The organism is Lysobacter arseniciresistens ZS79 (genome assembly GCF_000768335.1).
In the GTDB taxonomy this organism is placed as follows: Bacteria; Pseudomonadota; Gammaproteobacteria; order Xanthomonadales; family Xanthomonadaceae; genus Novilysobacter; species Novilysobacter arseniciresistens.
This window is the reverse complement of the sequence record NZ_AVPT01000004.1, coordinates 66,709-83,640: the sequence shown is the minus strand read 5'-3', so window position 1 is coordinate 83,640 and position 16,932 is coordinate 66,709. Positions and strand designations below refer to the sequence as shown.

The window sequence follows — 16,932 nt, the reverse complement described above, 5'->3', positions numbered from 1 at the left end:
AAAGGTAGGTCTATAGAAAAGAGCCCGGTGAAACACCGGGCTCCGACGAGCTGCTGGACTGGAGGTCCTAGAACATCATTACCGGTGCACGCTCGGACATCACGACCCTCCGACTCGAAGCGGGTGAGCTCCAACCGAGGTCCTGGCCCGTAAAGTCCGGGACATACTGCTCCGAACCAGTCACGACAGACGGTGACGAAAGAGCCTCCACCAGCAAACCCAACTCACGGTTCATCTCGGCAAGAGAATTGCCTGCCCAAGCTTGATCGATCCGCAACGCCGCAACGTGCTGCTGCACCTCGCGATCATTAACTGAGGACGCCGGATCAGGCACCAGATCGGGAACACTCAGCCCTTGACCCGCGAGCCGCTCCTGACGGTTCCAGTTGCTGATCAGCCGGAGACGGTCCTCGAACAGTCCATTGTCGAGATCGAGGTAGCTCAGGTGCCCCGCCTGACGATAGCGGAAATGTTGGTCGCCCCCGTGGCCCGCTGCTTCTTCGAGAGATTCAAACAGGAATGACTTGGATGCCGAAGCCATTCCGTTCAGCGGAGTGAGCAGGCTCTCAAACTGTGACGCCGGGATCGCATAGGTATCAGGGACTCCGGGCTGCACGAAGGCAATCGCATATTCGCCGCCCTGGAAGTGCTTCAGCACCCGCGCCTGCTCATTGGGGTCTCCGTCAACCCGGACGATCAGGTCATCTCCGTCCCGATGGAAACTGAGGCGATCAGGACCGATGCCGGCAAAGTATATGTAGTCCATGCCACCACCACGATTGTCGATGGTGTCGCTACCCGACCCCATCGCGTAGTAGTAACTGTCGTCCCCGGTGCCGCCCATAAGGAAGTCGTCGCCGTCCTCCCCCTTGAGGCTGTCCGATCCGGCTCCACCGACGAGGATGTCATTACCGGAGCCACTGAAAGAACCGTTCCCGCCATACAAGTCGTCGTTACCGTCGCCACCTTCAATCTTATCGTCGCCGTTGAAGCCGTACAGCCGATCGTTGCCACCGAGGCCGCGCATCAGATCACGGCCATAGGTACCCAACAACTGTTCGGAGGAAGCACCTCCCTCCACCAGGTTGGCATAGTCACTGTCATCCCCCGGCGTGCCGTCCTCCGGAGCATCGCCAGAGTCACCTTCTCCCGCCAGTGCATTAATCGCTGCGGTGTCGAGCAGTGGTTCATCCTGCAATTGCACGTAGTCAATCGCCAGGTCGCCACCGACGAAATGGCTGCTCACCCGAACAGAGCTGTCCGGATCGTTGTCGACGACAATCAGCAGATCATCGCCATCACGACTGAAAGTCAGGCGGGACATACTGATGCCGTCATTGAAGAAGATCCCGTCGTAGCCTCCATCACTGTTATCGATGGTGTCCTGGCCGCCGCCGTAGGTGTATTTGTCGTTACCGACGCCACCTATCAGGTCATTGGTTCCATCCTGTCCAGCGAGAGTGTCGTCACCGGCACCCCCTTCCAGGCGGTCCGAACCGGATCCCAGGGTGCTTCCATTGCCTCCGGTGAGATGGTCGTTGCCTTCTCCACCCTGCAGAGTGTCGTCGCCCCCCATGCCGAACAGGTAATCATTCCCGCCGAGTCCTTTGATCAAATCCTTCCCAACATTGCCCACCAGTTGTTCGCTGGAAATGGTGCCCTCGATCACTTGGTCATACTCGCCACCGGTATCACCCCCGGCGACGATTTGATTGATCTGCGCTGCGGTGAGATAGGAGTCATCGCCTTCCGGCATGACATAGTCGATAGCCGCATTGCCACCTAGGAAGTGATCCTGCACGCGGACTGCAGGCGTCGTCGCATCGTCGATGGTGATCAGGAGGTCGTTTCCGTCGCGGCTGAACGACAGTTGCTCGCGGGTGATGCCATTGGTGAAGAACACGCCATCGAAGCCGCCATCGGCATTGTTGATGACGTCGGATCCGGTGCCGTCATTCACGACATATTTGTCGTCCCCGGTTCCGCCAATCAGCGTATCGTTGCCGCCGCCACCGGCCAGGGTATCGTGGCCTCCCGCGCCGTAGATCACGTTGGCCGCCGCGTTGCCGGCGATGTAGTTGTCCAACCCGTTGCCGGTGCCGTCGATCGCGGCGCCCCCTTGCAGGAACAGGGTCTCCACATTGGTGCTCAGGGTGTAGGACGCTGTGGACTGGACCTTGTCATCGCCGGCACCGGCGACTTCCACCACCACATCGGCGCTGTTGTCGACAATGTAGGTGTCGTTGCCGACCCCTCCTTCGAGGCGGTCGATGCCGTCGCCACCGTCCAGGTAGTCGTCCCCGGTGCCGCCGAGCACAACATCGCTGCCGGAGCCGCCAAACAACGCATCGTCGCCGTTCAGGCCGTGGAGCTCGTCATCGCCGTCCCAGCCACCCAGAGTGTTGTCTTCGGCATTGCCGGTGACCAGGTTGCCCAGCCCATTGCCATTGCCGGTCGTGATGCCATCGGCCAGGATCAGGTTCTCGACATTGTCGGACAGCACAAGGTTGGTTTCGTACCGGCGCTCGACCGTGTCGAGGCCTTCACCTTCGTTCTCGTAGATCCAGTCGCTGCTGGAATCGTTGATGAAGGTGTCGTTACCGGCGCCGCCGTGCATGTCGTCGCCACCCAGGCCGCCGTCGAGACGGTTGTCACCGGTGTTGCCCACCAGGACGTTATCGCCGGCGTTACCGGTGCCCTGGAGATTATGCGTGCCGGTCAGGGTGAGGTTCTCCAGTGTTGAACCAAGGGTGTAGTCGATGCTGGATTCGACAGTATCCGACCCCTCATCGGCCAGCTCGACGACATCGTCTCCGGCGTTGTCGACGACGAAGGTGTCGTTGCCTTCGCCGCCGACCATTTGATCGGCACCGGCGGCCCCATCCAAGTAGTTGGAGGAGGAGTTGCCGGTGATCAGGTTGTCGCCGGCGTTGCCGGCGCCCTGATTGGCGTTGCTTCCCTCGACCAACAGGAGCTCTTCGATATTCGCGGACAGGGTGTAGTCATCGGTGGCCTGAACCTTATCCACGCCCTCGCCGGTAAGCTCGACGACGACATCCTGTGTGCTGTCGACGAGGAATACGTCATTGCCGGCGCCGCCACCAAGATGGTCAACACCCGTCCCGCCGTCCAGCAAGTCATTTCCGGCTCCACCCAGCAATACATCGTTGCCGGACCGCCCGCGGAGAACGTCATCTCCACCAAGACCTTCGAGCTGGTTCTCGCCATCGTTGCCCAACAGCTCATTTACGGCATCGTTGCCGGTCGCATTTATATCGGAAGTGCCCACAAGCTCCAGCGTCTCGACGTTCACCGGCAACGAATAGCTGACCGAGCTTTGGAGTAAATCCTTGCCTTCTCCAGCCATTTCGATCACTTGATCCAACGCGTCGTCTACAAGGTAGATATCATTGCCGGTGCCGCCGATGAGTTGATCCTGGCCGATACCGCCATCGAGTTGGTCATTGCCAGCACCCCCTTCTAGAACGTCGTCGCCGACCTGCCCCAATAGGGTGTCCTCGTCGGAGCCGCCGAGGAGTTGATCGACGCCGTCACCGCCCTCCAGACGATCCTGACCGAGACCGCCTTCAAGCGTGTCGTCACCGAACTGGCCGAAAAGATGGTCATTGCCTTCGTCACCGCGCAAGTGATCATTGCCGATGCCACCTTCCAGACGATCGTCGCCCACATCGCCCCTCAGGTCATCGTTCCCGGCATCACCAAAGAGCTGATCAGTACCGTCTCCACCAGCAACGATGTCATCGCCTCCACCGGAATAAATAACATCGTCACCGCCGTAACCCACGATCGTGTTGGCGGCTTCGTTGCCATAAATCACATCGTCGGCCTCGCCGGCCTTCAGTACCTCTTGATCGATCGCAGCGGCATCCAAGGTCACCGGGTCACCGTCGCCAAAGTCAACCGTCAGGCCGTACTTAGCCAAGCCCGTGACCGCATCAAACTGGGCGGAGAATGCCAGTTGATCAGCCGGATTTCCGCGGAAGTACAGCACCAAGCGCTCGCCATCACGTCGGAAGTACACATCCGCTCGAACAACCCCCTCAAGGACCAGAGTGCTGTGCCCACTCTCATCGTTTACGTTATCGACACCATCGCCTAGCGCATAACGGTAGATGTCGTTGCCGTCACCACCTTCCAGAACATCCGCGCCCGCGCCACCTCTGAGGACGTCATTACCAGCACCTCCGTAAAGTGAGTCAGCAGCTCCGCCGCCTTCGAGAACATCCTCACCATCCCCGCCCCGCAGCACGTCCAGACCTTCATCGCCCTGGAGGGTGTCATTCCCGCCAGCGCCTTCCAGCACATCGTTTCCGGCGCCACCAGTCACCAGATCGGCGCTGGAATATCCACGCAGAGCATCGTCCCCATCGCCGCCACGCAAGACCATGGCCTTGATCTCGTCCAGTGTCCATATCGCGCCATCGGAGAAGCGCACTTCATCCAAGGCATACCCGGCCTCGCCGTCGCCCTCGAAGAAACGCAGCACCTTGACTTGATCAGTGGTGCCGCGAACCTTCAGATACAGGTCATCGCCTAAACGTTCTACATCAACGTCGCTTGCGGCAACATCGGGCGTAAACTCCAGGGCATCCAATCCGGTGCCACCATCGAAATTCTCAATGGTGTCCTGGCCATCACCACGACCAAACACGTACACGTCTGAATGCATGCCGCCAATCAGATGGTCGTTGCCGCCACCACCGTTCAGGCGGTCGTTACCCATTCCACCGTCGAGTTTGTCGTCTCCGGCGTCGCCGGATAACACATCATTCCCGTACATACCGGAGATGGTGTCATCGCCATCGCCACCAGAAATGATCTCATCGTCTTCAAATCCAATGATAACGTCGTTGCCGGGGGTCGAGGCGATCAGCGCGGCTTTCACCTCCGCGACCGACCAGATCGTTCCATCCTCAAAGGAGATAGAAGTGACCGGCGCAAGGTTGGAAAAATACGTACCGTTCTGCGGGTCGTAACCACCCTGAAGGAAATAGTTCTCGATAACAACTGAACTGCTTCCGTAGAAGAGTTTCAGCGAAGCTCCGGACATCTCAAAGCGCACATCCGCTGATGTCAGGCCACCGCCCAGCCTAAGCTCGCCGCCAACCACTGTACCGAGAGGAACCGACCCGCCCAGTGAGTCGATATAGTCGCTTCCAGTATCCGGGCCAACGATATAAATGTTGAAGCCATCAGAACCCGACAGGTAGTCATTACCAGCGCCGCCGTCGAGCAAGTCGTCGCCGGCGCCGCCGTAGAGTCGATCGACACCTGCACCACCGCGCAGGACGTCATTTCCCGACTGGCCCCACAGCTTGTCGTCATCAGCGCCGCCGTCCAACTCATCGTGGCCTTCATTGCCGGCCATTTGATCGATTCCGATGCCGCCGCGTAGCACGTCGTCGCCCGCCTCACCCGACAGCTTGTCGTCGCCAGCACCACCGTCGAGGCTGTCGTTGCCCTCATGGCCAGACATCTGATCATTGCCGTCTCCACCACTAAGCTGGTCGTTTCCAGCACCACCCCCGAGCGTATCCGCGCCCGCTCCGCCGATCAGCTGGTCATCACCATCCTGGCCATATAACCTGTCGTCGCCCGCGCCACCAACGATATAGTCGTCACCGTCGACGCCGCCGGCAGTGCCGTTGCCACCGTTGAGGATGTCGTCACCGGCACCTCCCAACAGACGATCGTTTCCGGACTGACCAAACAACACGTCGTTGTCGGCGCCGCCATCCAACAGGTCGTCGCCGCCTCCGCCCTGCAACTTGTCATTGCCGGCCCCGCCAAAGAGCTGATCGTTGCCGTGGAACTCGGCTCCAAGGCGGGTCTCAGAGTCGTCGCCGATCAGGAAGTCATCCGCTTCGTTACCGAAAAGGACATCATCTCCTCCGCTTCCTTGCAGTTCATCATTACCGAGGCCGCCACTGATTACATCTTGACCGTGCCGGCCTCCAGCGAGCGATTGGCTGTCACCGATGAGGATATCGATGCCGTCACCACCAGAAATGACATCGTCCCCCGCATCGCCCTCGACCGTGTCATTACCCGCTCCGCCCTCTATGGTGTCGTTACCGTCGTCGCCGCCGATCCGGTCATCGCCCATGCCGCCGTCGATATAGTCGCTGTCTTGATCGTCTTCATCGATCGCGCGTTCAAGGCCGCTGCCTCGCAACATGTCATTACCGTCGCCGCCGTAGATGACGTCGTTACCACCTTGGCCCAGAACTACGTCGTCGCCTGCACCGGCATCAATGATGTCGTGGCCGTTCTCGTTCGCCTGATCCGACGCCAAACCGTTGAAATGCACACCCGCTACCACGGACTCCAGCTGATCACCGAAGATCTTGTCGTTATCGTCACCGCCGCTGATGACGTCGTTGTCGTGCCCGCCGACAAGGAAATCGTTGCCGGTCCCACCCACGATAATGTCGTCACCTTCACCCGCCCAGACTTCATCCGATCCCGCGCCTGCGTCGACAAAGTCATCACCGCTCGCATATAGATTTGGATCAACCGTAAAACTTGCCGTAATATTGATAACGTTACCTGGGTTCGTGGTTGCATCCCCCGTGGCGGCACTTCCATCCCTGGTGTACACATACCAAGCTTTACCGCGAGCCACGATCGAGGCGCCAAGCCTTGCTATCTCATCCTCGTGGTACTGCGTCTCGATTTTGTCGCCGACCTTAGCCGTCTCGCTCCACTCGCGCATGCTGACCGATTCCGAACCATCAAAGATGATGTCGTTACCGTCGCCGCCGTAGAGCTTGTCATTACCGCTGAAACCGAAAATCAGATCAGCGCCCACGCCACCATCTAGCGTGTCATCTCCGATGCCGCCGCTGAGACCGTCGTTCCCGGCCAGGCCAGCAACCGAATCATCGCCATTGTTTTCGCCACCGGAACCGAAGAGATCGTTATCTCCGCTAAGTGGAGCGGAAACCTGCCCGGAATCCTCCAAGCCTGGAAGCGTTATCCCGAGATCGCCGTTGCTCCAATTCTTAATTACTACCCGGCCGCCAACCTTTCCATCACCCAAAAGCCGAACAATAAGCAACGAGGCAGTTTCGCCCGACCCAACAACCGCCAGTCGAAACGACCCGTCCGCTGTCTCCCAAGCACCCAGAGAAGCATGTCGAATGTTATCGAATCCGATACCGGTGCCGGAAATATCCAATCCATCAAAGGTGATCTTGCCAAGGCCGTCCGCATCAATGATCACGTCCTCGACGTCGCTATTCTCGAGATCTGACGCCGTGAACTCATAGGTATCAAATCCCTCGCCTCCCGTGAGCACATCACCGTCGAGTCCGCCCATCAACGTATCGTTACCAGTCCCACCCTTCAGGACATCTTTCCCACCCTCTCCTCTAAGCGTGTCGTTGGAATCGCCACCGCTGATGAAGTCTTCAAGTTCGGCCCCATAAATGATGTCGTCCGCCGCACCGCCCGTTATTGCATTAGATTCACCAGAAAAACCCGTCAGTACGTCGCCAACGTCTGTCCCGAACGTCAACCTGTAACCTAGATTGGGCAAACTGGCTGCACCGTTGCTCAAAATGGCGCGGGACACAATTGCGGCAACATCTTCATCATCCTGGCCGCCAAATATCTCCAACAACCCATCGATTCCCTTTTCAGCCACCTCGCCAGAAATCGTGGCGACGAAACCTACTACACCTAAAACGATTGCAGTCCCAGCCGCTGCAAAAGAACTTGCGACGATTAGTGGAGCTACCGCGGCTGCCACAAGGGCGCCAACCACGTACCCGCCAATGATGCCCGCAATCTTCGTAGAATCTCCCGATTTGTATGCACCCCAAAGATCATCTAACGTAAATAGATTGTTAGCGATGCCAAAGGTCTTCTTAAGCGCCGCCCCTGCATTCCCTCCAACCAGGGCATCCAAGGCGTCGCCATCCAGGGTTCCGACGATTCGCTTACGCCATTCATCACCCCCCTCTTCGGAACGAGCAATTGCGTCTTCTATCGACTGCTCCTTGTCTCGAAACCCATCAGCCCATGCCTGGCAAATTGCCGCTTCGGCGGAGTTACCTGCGGCACTAAGTTGCGCGCAGAACATATCCGCCATTTCGGCGGATTGTGCTGCTGCGTCAGCCAACTTCTGCGCGAATTCGACATCTGAGGCCTGCTCGGAGTTCGATTCCGACCAATACACACGATCAAAGTTCGCAGTCAGCGCGGCAGACAGCTCTGCCAACCTCAGCCCAATCGCTTCTGATCCATACTCGAATGACATGAAACTCTCCCTGTTTAATTTTTATTGCGCCCACTCTTTTGCAGCAATCGAACGCCCACCAGAATAAAAACCGGGACCGCCAGTGATTTTACGAAAACTATCATCCAGAACATTGGTGAATCACGCGTCTTCACGAGCTCTGCCCCTGAGCGGCTCGTTGCAGAGGCAACACCGATAGTAATATCGAAATAGATTCCAACCGCGCTGTACGCTGAAGCACAGATGGCCACGCCAAAAAATAGCCACATCGCCACTCGATTAAGCCGAGGCCGGGCTGGAGAAATCGCAGTTATGTAAGAAGCGACGCCGCCAATAAATAGCGCGACGAGCAGAATTTGAATGATTCTATCTATTCTTCTCTTGGCATTCATCGCATTCAGCTTCGATCTTGCCGCTATCGCAACATTCAGCATTCTGGCGTCCTCGGCCTGCTCAGCCTCAATCTCTGGGGGCATTGCCGCATAGCGCCCGGACTTTGCCGGTAGTTCAACATTTATTGCCGTCACCCTTGGATGACCTACAGCAGCTACTGACGGATCCGCCATAAGGACATTTAGCACAAGTACCATTGCCGAAAATATATGTTGTAATTTCATGCCGTCACCACAATGCTTTGAATATCTTTGCAGCACTCGTGCGCGCTTAGCTAGAGTTATTACTAGCACTAGCGTTCCCTCAATGATTCGGAACTGTGCTGTTGCAGCGGACTAAGCAAGAAGCTAATTACCCTTCGCTTTCCCGTCTTGATCTCCGCACTCAAGCTCATACCGGAGGTCAGTTGAACCTGGACTCCATCAATCATCAGCCTTGCATCATCAAGCCTAACTCGCGCCGGAAATACCAACCCCAGGTTCTCGTCCTGTGCCGCGTCGTGCGACACGCTGGCTATGGTTCCGGTCAAGTAGCCATAGCGGGTGTAGGGGAAGCTTTCGATCTTGACCGTGACCGTTTGCCCCGGCCTCACAAAGCCTATGTCTTTATTTAGTACGGTGGCCTCGATCTCTAGTGATTCCTCACTCGGAACCACGGCTAGAAGCGCCTGGGCCGGCGTTACCACGCCACCTACGGTATGCACCGCTAGTTGCTGCACGGTGCCATCGACGGGCGCCCGCAACTCCATCAACCGATCGCGACGGGCGGTTTTCGCGACCTCCGGGGTCAACTGCCGTATCTGCTCGCGCGCTTCGCGCAGACCATCCAGGGTCTGCTGACGGGTGTCGGTTACCAGCACCTGCAGCTCTTCCTGCGAAGCGCTCAGCGCAGATCGGACTTCCTGCAAGCGGTTTCGTTGCGCAGCTACATCACGCTCGGCAGCGATGCGCTCCTGCTCACGCAGCAGGTAGTCATGCCGCCCCACATACTTGTCCTTGACCAGTTCCGCGTAGTCTTCGGCGCGAGTTGTTGCTATACGGGCGCTCTCTTCCAGCGGCCCGATCATCGCTTTGACGGTATGCAATTCGGCTCGTCGCTGTGCGATGGCAGCAGTGAGGCCTTCGTGCTTGGCCTGGAAGGCTTCGAACTGACTCACCGCGAGTTGTCGCTCGTTGGCAAGGCGCGCGTCGGGCAACGCTTCGTGTGGCGACATCGCGGGGAGATCCCCGGAATCGATGGCCTCAGCCAATGCGGTCAGGCGTGTGGCCGCAAGCTGAGCGTTGATCAGAGCCTCTTCCGCTTGCTCGCTCTCCGCCCCAGTAGCCGTGGCATCCAATTCGATCAACAACTGCCCCTTCTTCACCGTTTCGCCATTGCGAACCAAGATGCGCCGCACCACCGCGGTTTCGATGGGCTGGATGACCTTGGTGCGGGAGCTGACCACGGTCTTGCCTGGCGCCACCGCCACGATGTCGAGCTTGCCAAAGCAAGCCCAAAGGAAAGCCACGCAGAAGAACGCGATAATGATCCGCATGGCCCAACGCGGGGCGGGTGACACCGGGGTGTCGGTCAGCTCCAGATGCGCCGGCAGGAACGCAAGCTCGTCGGGGCTGCGTTTGGGCGGCTCCAACTGGTGGCGCACCTTCCAGGCGGACCGGAAGATCGCGACATAGCGCGAAACGAAGTCGGCTAGGCCTTGGAAGATGTGCTTCATTCCGGCCCCTGTTGCAAACGATACAGATGGGCGTAGTGGCCATCTGGGCGATCAACCAGTTCGGCATGGGAGCCGCTCTCGACGATCCGTCCTTTTTCAACCACGACGATGCGGTTTGCCCGTCGTACCGTGGACAGGCGATGGGCGATGATCAATACCGTGCGCCCTTTGCAGATGGAGCGCATGTTGGCCATCACTGCGTGTTCGGACTCATAGTCCAGCGCACTGGTGGCCTCATCGAAGATCAGGATGCGCGGATCGGTGATCAGGGCGCGGGCAATTGCGATACGTTGGCGTTGCCCACCCGACAGACCGGCGCCCTGCTCACCCACCCTGGTGTCATACCCTTCCGGCAACTCGACGATAAAGTCGTGAGCACCCGCCAGTTTGGCCGCCTGGATCACCCGTTCGAGCGGCATGCCCGGATCGGACAGCGCGATGTTCTCGCGCACGCTGCGGTTGAACAGGAAGTTCTCCTGCAGCACCACACCCAACTGACGCCGCAGCCAAGCGGGATCGGCCAACGCCAAGTCATGGCCGTCGATCAGCACACGGCCGCGCTCGGGCGTGTACAGGCGCTGCACCAGCTTGGTCAGCGTGCTCTTGCCCGATCCGGAACGACCGACGATGCCGATGACTTCCCCGGCCTTGATATCCAGCTCGATACCGCTCAACACCTCGGCGGTGTCGGGCCGATACCGGAACGAAACCCGCTCGAATGCGACCTGGCCCCTGATAGGCGGCAACGCCATCCGGCTGCCCGGCACCTCGGTGCGGGTGTTGAGGATGTCGCCCAGTCGCTCGACCGAAATGCCTACCTGCTGGAAGTCCTGCCATAGCTGCGCCAAGCGCACGATCGGTGCGGCGACTTGACCCGACAGCATGTTGAACGCAATCAGTTGACCGATCGAAAGCTTGCCCCCGATCACCAGCTTGGCACCCCAGAACAGAATGCCGATGCTGACCAGCTTCTGGACCAACTGGACACTCTGCTGACCGACAGTGGCCACCTTGGTCACGTCAAAGCTCGCACCGACATACCCGGCCAACTGGTTGTCCCAGGTGCGGGTGACACGCGGGTCGACCGCCGTGGCCTTGATGGTGCCGATGCCACTGATGCTTTCAACTAGGAACGACTGGTTGTCGGCACCGCGGGCGAATTTGTCGTTGAGGCGCTTGCGAAGAACCGGCGTGATGCCTGCCGAGATCAAGGCGTAAACCGGCAACGACAACACCACGATCAGCGTCAACCAGCCGCTGTACCAGAACATCACCGCCAGGAATACGACGGTGAAGAACAGATCCAGTACCGAAGTCAGCGCCTGACCGGTCAGAAAACTGCGGATGTTTTCGAGTTCGCGGACGCGGGCGATGGTGTCGCCCACGCGTCGCGACTCGAAATAGGCCAACGGCAGCGTCAGGACGTGCCGAAACAGACGCGCCCCCAACTCGACATCGATCTTGCTGGTGGTATGCGAAAACACGTACGTCCGCAAACCTGAAAGCACCACATCGAACACGGCGATCGATACCAGGCCAATCGCAATCACATCCAGTGTGGTCAGCCCTTGGTGCACCAACACCTTGTCCATCACCACCTGATAGAACAAGGGCGTGATCAGCGCGAACATCTGGATGAAGAACGAAACGATGAAGACTTCCAGCAACAACTTGCGGTACTTGAACACGGCTGGAATGAACCAGCTGAAGTCGAACTTCGCCAGATCACCCAGCACCGAGGCGCGCGATGCCAGTTGCAGCAGGCGACCTGCGTATCGGGCTTCGAATTCTTCCTGTGTGATCGCGCGCGGCCGCTTCTCGACCAGGTCGTGGATCAGTATTTGGTCATCGTTGACCCGGGCGACGATGAAGGCATCGCCCTCTTGAACCAACGCCAGCGCTGGAAGGCTGGCCATGCCCATGCGCGATACTGGCTGGACCACAACCTTTGCTTTGAGTCCGAGCTTCCGGGCCGCCAGCAGCAACGTTGTTTCGTCAAAACGTTCGCCGATGCGACCGAACTCGTGGGCAAGTTGCCTGGCATCCGCCGCGACGCCATGGAACTGAGCAAGCAGCACCAAGCCGTGCAACGCCAGATCCGGGCGTTCCCCATCAGGCGCGGCCGTCTCCACGACAGCCAGCGCCGCGCTTCCCTGCGACATATCATTGATCCTTCAAGCTCTGGCGTTCCAACCTTGGAACACGCTCATTCAGCTTATTAGGATTCGCCTCATGCTCACCGCTGTCAACTACAAGTGCATTACAGCCACCGATCACTGATGTGAGCCGCAGGATCCTCCACGTCGACATGGACGCGTTCTACGCGTCGGTGGAGCAGCGCGACGATCCGTCGTTGCGCGGCAAGCCGGTGGTGGTCGCCTGGCGCGGGGCGCGCTCGGTGGTATGCGCGGCCAGCTACGAGGCGCGGCGGTTTGGCGTGCGCTCGGCGATGCCGGCGGTGCGGGCCGAGCGGCTGTGCCCGCAGGCGGTGTTCGTGCCGCCGGACTTCAGCCGCTACAAGGCGGTGTCGCGGCAGGTGCGCGGGATCTTCGCCCGCCACACCGCGCTGGTCGAGCCGCTGTCGCTGGACGAGGCCTACCTCGACGTCACCGCGCTGGCCTCGGGGCTGCCGTCGGCCACCGCCACCGCCGAGGCGATCCGCGCCGCGATCCGCGAGGAGACCGCGCTGACCGCCTCGGCCGGCGTCGCGCCGAACAAGTTCATCGCCAAGATCGCCTCGGACTGGAACAAGCCCGACGGGCTGTGCGTGGTCAAGCCGCACCGGGTCCAGGCGTTCCTGACGCCGCTGCCGGTCGGCCGGCTGCCGGGCGTGGGCAAGGTGATGCAGGGCAAGCTGGCCGAACTCGGCATCGCCACCGTCGGCGACCTGCGCGGCGTGCCGGGGGCCGAACTGGAGCGCCGCTTCGGCCGCTGGGGCCGGCGCCTGCACGAGCTGTCGCAGGGCATCGACCACAACCCGGTCCGCCCCGAGCGCCCGACCGTGCAGATCTCCTCGGAGGACACCTTCGAGCACGACCTGCCGCTCGACGAGCTGGAACCGCACATCCGCCGCCTCGCCGAAAAGACCTGGGCGGCGTACGAACGCGAGCGCGGGCAAGCCCACCCGCGGCTGGCGCGCACCGTGGTGCTCAAGCTCAAGACCGCCGACTTCCGCATCCTCACCCGCAGCCTGACCCCGCCGGTACGGCCGTCCACGCTGCAGGCGCTGGCCGACATCGCCTGCGAGCTGCGCGCGCGGATCGACCTGCCGGCGCGGACCCGCTACCGGCTGGTCGGCGTCGGACTGGGCGGGTTTGTCGACGCCGACGACGTGCGCGCGCAGTCGGATCTGTTCGAGGTGGCGTGAGGTGGTTCGCGTATGTGCCTCACACCCGACCTGCGACGCCGGCTCCCGCTGTAGGAGCGACGCAAGTCGCGACCCGCCGAACCCGGCTAGAGCACCGGAAATCGGGCCACTCCGCAGGTGACAGGAGCGCTTCCGGAAGGTTTTTTCCCGCAAGCAGGTTGGCGGACTTCGGAGGCGATGAACAGGTCGCGACTCACGTCGCTCCTGCGACGTCCCAGCGCCTGAGACGGCGGCGTGGATGCTTAACAGACGTCGATCCCGCCTGAGCTTCCGGTCGTAACTGCCTGACCCGTCGGGCCTCACTTTTTACGCATCCATTTGTTACTAGAATTAGTACCATGCACCTGACCGACACCCAGCGCCGCCTGCTCGATTTCCTGCGCGAGCACACCGCCACGCACGGCTATCCGCCGTCGCAGATGGAGATCGCGCGGGCGTTCGGGTTCCGCCAGAACCGCTCGGCGCGCTACCACCTGGAGGCGCTGGCGCAGGCCGGGCTGATCGAGCTGTCGACCGGGCGCGCGCGCGGGATCCGGCTCACCGCACCCGCTCCCGGCCGCACTGCCCGCAGGTCCACCGGGGCGTTCGCGGACAGCGTTTCCGCACCCACTCCGACCGACCGCCCGAACCTGCTGCAGGTACCCCTGCTCGGCCGGGTCGCGGCCGGCACGCCGATCGGCTCCGACCCCGAAATCCGCCGCGAGGTCGCGCTCGACCGCTCGCTGTTCCGCCTGCGCCCCGACTACCTGCTGGAGGTCGAGGGCGACTCGATGCTGCTCGACGGCATCCTGCCCGGCGACCTGATCGGGGTGCACCGCACGCCGCAGGCACGCAGCGGCCAGACCGTGGTCGCGCGGGTGGAGGGCGAGCTGACGGTCAAGCGGCTCGACAGCGGCCGCGACCACCTGCGCCTGTTGCCGCGCAACCCCGCGCACGCCCCGATCGAGATCGACGCGCGCATCACCGACTTCGCGATCGAAGGCCTGTTCGCGGGCCTCGTGAGGCCGTCCTGATGGGCGCCGTGGTCGCTCTCGACAGCCTGCTGGAGTCCCGCCGGGTCTGGCGCGGCCAGCCGGCCCCGCGCCCGCCGTCGCGGCAGCCGACCGGCCACGCCCTGCTCGACGAGGCCCTGCCCGACGGCGGCTGGCCCGAGCACGCGCTGACCGAACTGCTGCTGCCTGCCGACGGCATCGGCGAACTGCGCCTGCTGTGGCCGACCCTCGCCCGGCTGTCGCAGGCCGACGGCATGGTGGTGCTGGTCGACCCGCCCTACCTGCCGTTCGCCCCGGCCTGGGCCAATGCCGGCATCGACCTCAGGCGTCTGCAGGTGGTCCGCACCGACCCGCGCAACGCCCTGTGGGCGACCGAGCAATGCCTGCGCTCGGCCGCCTGCCCGGCGGTGCTGTGCTGGCCGCGGACCGCCGATGACCGTGCCCTGCGCCGGCTGCAGGTGGCGGCAGAGACCGGCCAGTGCCTCGGCTTCGCGCTGCGCCCCTTGAAAGCCGGGGCCAACCCTTCGCCCGCCGCGCTGCGGATCGCGATCGATGCCCGGCCGGCGCAGTTGCGTGTCCTCAAGTGCCGCGGCGGCAACCCGCCGACGCGGGCGATCCCATTCCCGTCCTTGGCTTCCCGTAGGAGCGACGTAAGTCGCGAACGCGCAGAACCACGAACACACGCCGTCGCTCCATTGCCTGCCGGTTCGCGACTTACGTCGCTCCTACAGGTGGTTTCCACGGCGAGCCCCCTGGACTCCTCCGCGCGGTGATCCATGCTCTGGGCCTGCATCCTCCTGCCGCAACTGGCGCTCGACGGCGTCCTGCGCCGCCATCCCGACCCCGACGCCCCGCTGGCGCTGGTCACCGGGCCGGCGCAGCGGCGCGTGCTGCACGCGGTCAATCCCGCGGCGAAGGCGGCCGGCCTGCGCGCCGGACAGCCGCTCGGCACCGCGCAGGCGCTGTGCGGGCGCTTCGCCACCGTCGAGCATGACCCGGCGGAAACCGACCGCTGGCACGACTTCCTCGCCGCCTGGGCCTACCGCTACAGCTCGCTGGTCTGCCGCACGATGCCGTCCGCGCTGCTGCTGGAGGTCGAGGCCAGCTTCAAGCTGTTCGGCCCGTGGCCACGGTTCGAGGCGCAGCTGCGCGCCGACCTGGCCGAACTCGGCTTCCACCACCGCATCACCCTCGCCCCGCACCCGCATGCCGCGCGCGCACTGGCGAACGTGCACGACGGCCTCGCGGTCACCGACGCGGCGCCGCTGCACAACGCCCTCGGCCAGTTGCCGGTCGAGCGCAGCGGGCTGGCGCCGGACGTCGCCACCGCCCTGCGACGGATGGGTCTGCGCAAGCTGCGGCAGGTGCTGGCGTTGCCGCGCGCGGCGCTCGGCAAGCGGATCGGGCCGGACGCGCTCGCCCACCTGGACCGGCTGACCGGCGCGCTGCCGGCGCCGCTGCAGTGCTACCAGCCGCCGGATTCGTTCGAGTCGCGGATCGAGCTCAACTACGACGTCGAATCCAGCCAGGCCCTGCTGTTCCCGCTGCGCCGGCTGACCACCGACCTCGCCGCCTACCTCGCCGGTCGCGATGGCGGCGTGCAGCGCTTCACCGTCGTGCTGGAGCACGAGCGCTGCGCCGACAGCGAGATCACCATCGGCCTGCTGGCGCCCGAGCGCAGCCCGGCGATGCTGTTCGAGCTCGCCCGCGGGCGGCTGGAGCAGGCCCGCGTGCCGGCGCCGGTGCGTGGCGTGCGGCTGGTCGCGCGCGAGCTGCCGCCGTTCGTGCCGGCCGGCCGCGACCTGTTCGATGCCCGTCCGCAACAGGCGGTGCCGTGGGAGCAACTGCGCGAGCGCCTGCGCGCCCGGCTCGGCGACGACGCGGTGCATGGCCTGGCCGTGCGCGCCGACCACCGCCCCGAGCGCGCGTGGCAGACCGAAGCCGGCCGAGCCGCCACCGCCGCGCCGGTGCCGCGACCCGGCTGGCTGCTGCCGCAACCGGCACCGTTGCGCGACCACCACCTGACCATCCTCGCCGGCCCCGAGCGGATCGAAACCGGCTGGTGGGACGGCGACGTGCGCCGCGACTACTACCTGGTCGAGACCAGCCCCGGCCAGCGCGCCTGGGCGTTCCGCGCCGCCGGCGATCCGGCGGTCGCAGGCCGCGCCGACGGTTTCATGCTGCACGGCTGGTTCGGTTGAGC

Annotated in this window: 7 protein-coding genes and 1 pseudogene; 4 read left to right on the top strand and 4 right to left on the bottom strand. The window is 62.3% G+C overall.

Annotation, left to right across the window (positions count from 1 at the left end):
• Positions 1-67: 67 nt before the first annotated feature.
• From N799_RS14610 to N799_RS03540, 4 genes are all read right to left on the bottom strand, one after another.
• A complete protein-coding gene (locus N799_RS14610; protein WP_275040605.1) occupies positions 68-8,284 on the bottom strand; it encodes a calcium-binding protein in 8,217 nt (2,738 codons plus the stop codon).
• A gap of 14 nt (positions 8,285-8,298) precedes the next feature.
• Entirely contained in the window at positions 8,299-8,880 is a 582-nt protein-coding gene (locus N799_RS15125; protein ID WP_152597796.1) for a hypothetical protein, read from the bottom strand.
• A 68-nt stretch (positions 8,881-8,948) separates the two neighbouring features.
• Complete coding sequence (locus N799_RS03545; protein WP_036207983.1) at positions 8,949-10,370, bottom strand: HlyD family type I secretion periplasmic adaptor subunit; 1,422 nt, start codon at positions 10,368-10,370, stop codon at positions 8,949-8,951.
• Positions 10,367-12,532, bottom strand: a complete 2,166-nt coding sequence (locus N799_RS03540) for a type I secretion system permease/ATPase (protein ID WP_036207981.1) — start codon at positions 12,530-12,532, stop codon at positions 10,367-10,369. The genes N799_RS03545 and N799_RS03540 overlap by 4 nt, the downstream gene beginning before the upstream one ends.
• Positions 12,533-12,651: 119 nt before the next feature.
• Between N799_RS03540 and dinB the strand changes: the two genes are divergently transcribed.
• From dinB to N799_RS03520, 4 genes and pseudogenes are all read left to right on the top strand, one after another.
• Positions 12,652-13,737: a DNA polymerase IV gene (gene dinB, locus N799_RS03535; RefSeq protein WP_275040604.1), complete on the top strand. Its 1,086-nt coding sequence runs from the start codon at positions 12,652-12,654 to the stop codon at positions 13,735-13,737.
• Positions 13,738-14,075: 338 nt separating this feature from the next.
• Positions 14,076-14,750, top strand: a complete 675-nt coding sequence (lexA, locus tag N799_RS03530; RefSeq protein WP_036207975.1) for a transcriptional repressor LexA — start codon at positions 14,076-14,078, stop codon at positions 14,748-14,750.
• Positions 14,750-15,349 (top strand): annotated as a pseudogene (imuA, locus tag N799_RS03525) (translesion DNA synthesis-associated protein ImuA); the annotation flags it as partial. The gene lexA and the pseudogene imuA, both read left to right, overlap by 1 nt.
• A gap of 156 nt (positions 15,350-15,505) precedes the next feature.
• Entirely contained in the window at positions 15,506-16,930 is a 1,425-nt protein-coding gene (locus tag N799_RS03520) for a Y-family DNA polymerase (protein WP_036207972.1), read from the top strand.
• Positions 16,931-16,932: the final 2 nt, after the last annotated feature.